Raw genomic sequence first — 3,488 nt, forward strand, 5'->3', positions numbered from 1 at the left:
CATTGTTATTTTTGAATCGAAAGGCTATATTTACTGACACACAACAATGTATATGAAAAATAGGCGAAAAAGTACTAATTGAAATATTTTTGGCTAGTATCAAACTTTAGGTTAAGTCAAAAATTTAGAGCTTCAAGATCGCCTACTTATCATATACGAAACGTTGTGTAACATTTGAAAAAAACCACGAAAATTAATGAAACACCCTTTTAAACTATCAAAATCTAACATAATTTATGCTTCAATTGTTGCAGTAATAGTAATCTTTCTGAACATCCGAATTTATGGTTTTGATGCTTATTCATTTGGTTTAAGTCTTGGTTCTATTTTTGGAATTATCTTAATTCCGACTTTATTAGCTTTACTATTTTGGTTCATTCTTGGAAAAAAAGAAAAAGGAGGAACAACTACATTTAACATTGTACTTACATTAATGCTTCTAGGTTCAATTAGTGAATTTGGTCAAATAGCAAAAGACCGACAAAAACCAATTGATGATTTGAAAAAAGCTGTTTCTGAATATAAAGAAAGTACATTAACTAACCCAGATTCTACAGATTCGAACTACTCTGAATTATCAACCAATGTAAAAGGTTCAATTGACGAACTGATAAAAACCAGTGTTGGAGAAGAAAGAAAAGTATGGTTAGTTTTAAAAGAATTCTTTAAAAAATCTGATAGTACGAACATTGAATGGAATAAAGCTTATAACGCATTTGCTGACCCACGGATTTTAGATTTTAATGTATTAAACAATTCCAAAGAATTTGAATTCCAAATAAAAACGACTCAAGAATACATTAATCAATCTAAACATTTCAAATCATTTGTAGAAAATAGAGTTGATTATTTAAAAGATAAAACAAAGAAAATTGATAAAAATAATAAAGCATATAAAGGTTTTGTTAGAGGATTGACAAACAAAGATTCAATACAAAAACCAATTTTCATTAAATATATCAATGGACATATTGGATATGGACAAGGAATTAAAGAAATAATTGAACTTTTGGAAAAAGAAAAAGGCAAATGGGGTTATGAGAATGAAACACTAGTTTTTGAAAATTCGGACTCTCAAATCATCTATGAAAAGATTTTAAACGATGCTATTTCTAATGAGGAAATTGTAAATGAACTATCTGACAAATTAGTTGATATAATGTAAAAAAAACGTTGCACAACACCGTATAAAATTAATTGCTTGGTACGAGCCTACTTACGAAAATCCTCGCGGATTTTCTATTCGGTTTGTATTTGCTAAATTAGTTGCTAAACCACGCAACTAATCTTATACAAACACGTTGTGACCAATTAAAGAAAAACTATGATAATAGGAACAATTTTAAGAAATTTCAAAACCTACTCAGGAATTAATTATGTTCCAATAACACACGGAGAAAATTTTTGTGGTCTAGTTGGCAATAATGGTATTGGGAAAAGTTCAGTTTTAGAAGCTTTAGATAGTTTTTTTAATGGTAAATCTTGGAATTTTAATATTATAACCAAGAAAAGTGGATTTACCACTACTCGCCCTTACATAACACCAATATTCTTAATAAAGAAAGAAAGTATTTCCGAAGGCAACAAAGAGACAGCTGAATTAATCAGTAATTATACTTGGAGTATTGAAGAGAGTGATGTTCTTTCACAAAATAGAGAACAATTCAAAACATTCTCTATGCAAAGAGAGATTTTAATAAGAGATTTTGAAATCTCTAATTATTATTTAATTCCAATAGGATCAACATATGATAATAAACCAAGTTTAAGTTTTTTTAACACAAAAAAACTTGGAGATTTAATAGTTGAAGACTTTGAAAAGACATTACAACAAGTTCCTGATGAAAATCTAGAATTTCTCAATTCTTTATTAGTTGAGCTAAAAGAAAAGTTTGAATATATATACATTCCTAAGGATATAGATCCTGAAAATTTCACTCAACTGGAAACCAAAGAAATTCAATCCTTAATGGGTGAAACACTTAACGAAATTGTAGAAAAATGTGTTCCACAAAGAAAAATTCAAGAGATTAATCAAAGTCTAAATAGTTTCATTGATTCTGTATCTGATATTCTCGAAGAATATGCATTTCGAACAAGTGGTGTAAGGCAAGTGAATTTGAGAAAACACGATGTTTACAAACTCATAGTAGAAGCATATTTCAAAATTAGAAAATTACACAAAAAAGAAGGTGCTCATTGGCTTGAAATGTCTGCTTTAAGTTCAGGTGAAAAACAAAAAGCTATAATTGAACTGGCTTATCATTTTTTGAAAAGTTATAGAAGTGATACTAAAAATATTATTCTAGGGATTGATGAACCTGAATCCTCATTACATATGTCAGCCTGTTATGATCAATTTAATAAATTATATGAGTTAAGTTCACTTTGCAAACAACTATTATTTACAACTCATTGGTATGGTTTTATTCCAACAGTCGAGAATGGATGTGTTAGTGTAATCTCAAAAAAATATAAAGATCATCTATTCGATTTAATAAGTATAAGTAGTTACCGGGAATCAGTTAAGCAAACTGTTAGAAGTTCGAAAGGAAAATTACCTTACGATATTCGATTAAAAAGTATAAATGACTTTACTCAGTCTGTTGTTACAAGTATTTTAACAGATGAGCCATATAATTGGTTAATTTGCGAAGGATCGTCTGAAAAGATATATCTGGAAGAATATCTCTCAGAAATAAAAAGTGATAAAAAATTGAGAATTATACCTGTTGGTGGAGCTGGAGAGATCAAAAGGATCTATAACCATTTACAGGTCGCCTACGATGACTTTAAATCAGAAATTCAAGGAAAAGTTATTTTAGTTTCCGATACCGATGCTGAACTAGTTAGCTACCCTACAAGAGATGAGCTGAAAAATCTAATGTGTTATCGAATAGTAAACGTTGCTAAATCTAGAAAAACTGAGTTAGTCAAAATATCTTCAAATCCAGTTTCGCCAAAAACAGAAATTGAAGACTCTCTTAATGGTAAGTTATTTTATGAAACTCTGTTAGAATTTCAAGATGATTATCCTGAAATTGAAAATGTGTTAAGTGATGTTGATGAACCTAGCGAAGAAGCAGTCTATTTCGCTTTAGATCTTTCACCTAGTAAACTTAAACTTCTCGATGACTTTTTTGATAGTGATAATAATAAATTTGAGTTTGCAAAGAGTTATGTATCAAAATTAGCTGATACTTATGAGGTTCCAGACTGGATAGAAAACATAAAAAATCTATACTAATATAACTGGTCACAACAATGTATATGAAAAATAGGCGAAAAAGTACTAATTGAAATATTTTTGGCTTGTATCAAACTTTCGGTTAAGTCAAAAATTTAGAGTTTCATGATCGCCTACTTATCATATACGAAACGTTAGGCACAATCTTGACCCGTCCTGAATAAAGGCTACATAATTTTAAACATTATGTACAAAAATGACAAAGTAATCAGACGGTATTCAGAACCTTTTAAACTGAAAA

General features: G+C 29.2%; 2 protein-coding genes. Both read left to right on the top strand.

All coding sequences use genetic code 11. The features are described from left to right. Window positions 1–196: 196 nt before the first annotated feature. A complete protein-coding gene (locus K8344_RS13690) occupies window positions 197–1,165 on the top strand; it encodes a hypothetical protein (RefSeq protein WP_237609243.1) in 969 nt (322 codons plus the stop codon). Window positions 1,166–1,324: 159 nt separating this feature from the next. Then, a complete protein-coding gene (locus tag K8344_RS13695; protein WP_237609244.1) occupies window positions 1,325–3,247 on the top strand; it encodes an AAA family ATPase in 1,923 nt (640 codons plus the stop codon). Window positions 3,248–3,488 lie beyond the last annotated feature (241 nt).

The sequence above is a fragment of the Aequorivita xiaoshiensis genome (assembly GCF_022008395.1).
Classification (GTDB): Bacteria; Bacteroidota; Bacteroidia; order Flavobacteriales; family Flavobacteriaceae; genus Aequorivita; species Aequorivita xiaoshiensis.

Bases quoted from the DNA above. Each gene is read 5' to 3' on its own strand.
- K8344_RS13690 (WP_237609243.1), top strand. From the start codon at position 197: ATGAAACACCCTTTTAAACTATCAAAATCTAACATAATTTATGCTTCA.
- K8344_RS13695 (WP_237609244.1), top strand. From the start codon at position 1,325: ATGATAATAGGAACAATTTTAAGAAATTTCAAAACCTACTCAGGAATT.